3 protein-coding genes are annotated in these 2,834 nt (G+C 40.3%); all 3 read right to left on the bottom strand.

Features of this window, described 5'->3' with window-relative positions:
• Positions 1–679: PAS domain S-box protein (locus QZY09_RS00215; RefSeq protein ID WP_295666523.1), on the bottom strand; the 679-nt coding region annotated here is incomplete at its 3' end.
• Positions 680–719: 40 nt separating this feature from the next.
• Positions 720–1,439 (bottom strand): TIGR00730 family Rossman fold protein, encoded by a 720-nt coding sequence (locus QZY09_RS00220; protein ID WP_295666526.1) that lies wholly within the window; start codon positions 1,437–1,439, stop codon positions 720–722.
• A 155-nt stretch (positions 1,440–1,594) separates the two neighbouring features.
• Positions 1,595–2,449: a hypothetical protein gene (locus tag QZY09_RS00225; protein ID WP_295666529.1), complete on the bottom strand. Its 855-nt coding sequence runs from the start codon at positions 2,447–2,449 to the stop codon at positions 1,595–1,597.
• Between the last annotated feature and the right edge of the window lie 385 nt (positions 2,450–2,834).

Below are 2,834 nucleotides of genomic sequence, written 5' to 3' on the forward strand. Positions count from 1 at the left end.
CGGTGATATAATTAACAGAAGATTTGATCTTACTGAGGTGGTATAAAACCTTATCGCGGTTCAGTTTATCATAATATTGCTCGATAAGCGAGGCCGAAAGCTGGATACTGCTGAGCGGGGTGCGAAATTCGTGCGAGGCCACCGAAACAAACTGTGTTTTCAGCTGGTTCACTTCCTTTTCTTTTAACAACGAATTATAAACCTCGTCTTTTGCCTGTTCAAGTGTATTCACAATATTCTTCAGGAAGCCTGTTCTCTCCTCGACTATAGCTTCCAGTTTTGAAGTGTAAACCTGTTGTTCTTCTTCTGCTTTTTTTTCCAGGCTAAGGTCATGCACAACACCTGCAAACAAAATTTTGTCGAGGTATTTTACTTCGCTCACCGCCAGTCTTGCCGGAAAAACCGCACCGCCTTTTTTTAAGGCTTTAACTTCTCTGCCCTTGCCAATGATCCGGGCTTGCCCGGTACGTTTATACCCGTCAATATGCGACTGGTGTTGGGACCTGTCATGTTCGGTCATTAAAATACCGATATTTTTGCCGTTTAACTCGTCCTGATCATAACCAAACAAAATACAGGCAGAAGGGTTGGCTGTCAAAATGGTGCCATGATCATCTATAATAATAATTCCGTCAACAACATTTTCAATAACCGCTTTTAAAAGATCATTATTCTCCATCGATATTATAAATTAGCCTGAGTTTGCACACAGATTGATTTTATTCATGCTCAAAAAGCCATTTAAAAGGTCTTACTTTATTCTCAGGCTTCAAACCATATTGTTTTATACTTTTTTCAATGATATGCATTGTGGCTTCCTCAATGCTATCGGTAACCAGGAAAAGGCGGGCATCCGCTTCGCCAATGGTGCCATTCGTTTTCATGGTTTCAATATGTCCGATCAACTCCTTATGATATTCTTTACCAAAAATAATTATGGGGAAATTCTCGATTTTATGGGTTTGAATTAAGATTAAGGCTTCAAAATATTCGTCCATCGTACCGTACCCGCCCGGCATTACCACAAAAGCAAATGAATATTTAACCAGCAGCACTTTACGCACGAAAAAATGCTTTACAAATACCCACTTATCCAGGTATTGGTTAGGTTTCTGTTCAACTGGCAGCACTATGTTGCATCCAACGGAACGGCCGCCAACCTCTTTGGCGCCCCTATTGGCGGCTTCCATTAAGCCCGGGCCACCGCCCGTTAAAATGGTAAAGCCCAGTTTTGCAAATGATGCCGCCGCTTCGCGGGTTAGCTGATAATACGGATGATCTTCTTTAAAGCGGGCAGAGCCAAAAATGGTTATACACGGGCCCATGAAATGCAGTCCCCTGAAACCTCTGATAAACTCAATGATCATCTGAAAAGTGAACTTCAATTCCTTGTAACGGGAATGCGGGCCATCAAGGAATATGATCTCAGACTTGTTCATTAGAAAATTAAAGGGAATAATCAACCAGTTTAATAATTGACAAACACAAAAATGAGCACATAACATTCACGCCCAAATGACGAACATCATCCGGATAAGTGACCTGGGTCATATTATAACTATCCACGGGAAAAATCTACCGTAAAAACTTATTCTTAACCTGGAAATATAAGCAAAGGCACCGTAACATAAACCGGCAACTGGTTTGTTATATGCCTCCCTAAAACTTGTTCAAAATGAAAATGGTGGTTGATCAATACCAAAAGATCCGTATTTAGCCCGTTGATCATCACATCAACCACTTTTTGAATATCTCTTTCTTTAATATTATTAAAAAACAACTGATCGTAATTCACTACGTTACCGATGGCCTCACTAAAAAAACGCATTGCATAATTTTTTTCCATATCGGGCAGTCCCTGGGCAGAAATGTGCGCTATTTGCAATTTAGCATGGTATGGCCTGGCGATACTGGCCAAACATTTCACAACAGGGAGCTGACAATACCTCAAATCGGCCATGTAAACAATTCGCTCCAGGTCCTTTACCTGGTATTTGGCGGGAACAAGCAAAAGCGGGCACATTACCCGGTTTAAAACGAAATGAATATTAATTTTCCTGGTCTCTCCCATCAGCTCCACATTTTCATGCATGCCCTTAACCATCATCCAAATATTGTTTTTAATAACAAACGCAGCCATATCGTTTTCAGAAAAGCCAGCGGCATTAAAATCACTTATTTGCGGTTTAAAATCATTTTTATTTTGGCTGTTTAAAAATATCAGTTTGCTTAGCAAACAAGGCCTGGATTTGGGTTTAGACTTAAACTTAACGCCCTCGTCATCATTAACTGCAACCAAAACATATTCCATTGCCTTTACCGGCGCATGTTCTTTAAATATATTAGCAATTAAAAGGTTGGCATTTACCTTTTGGGCGATGTTCAAGGCCAGCTTAGCAGCATTCGCGGCTTCCTGAGAAGCATCGTTGATAACTACAATGGTTTTCATCGGTTTAATTGTTAATAAATTATCAAATTACAATTTTGGCTATAAGAGGAGCCACGTAAATTTCGGGATTTATTTTTGGACCAAACCATGATCACGATCACTAAAAAAATTGAACTTGATCATAAAATAACATCTCTTTAGCGGCACGCTGATAATATGACTTGTATCAGCTATTGGGCTGACGCTCATCATACCCCGGGCGGAATTATTGTGGTTATTTTGAGAATAATCTACTACAGATGGCAAAGAAAAAAGAAACGGAAGAGCCGGCTGAATTTCCGGAACCTATCAAAGCCCCCGAAGTTAAACCTGTGGCTGATCCAAATGAACCAGCAATGCCAAAGGAAGCCCCAAACAACATCCCGGTTGAAAAACCATTTGAAAC

Origin of the sequence: uncultured Mucilaginibacter sp., assembly GCF_903913935.1 — a bacterium.
In the GTDB taxonomy this organism is placed as follows: domain Bacteria; phylum Bacteroidota; class Bacteroidia; order Sphingobacteriales; family Sphingobacteriaceae; genus Mucilaginibacter.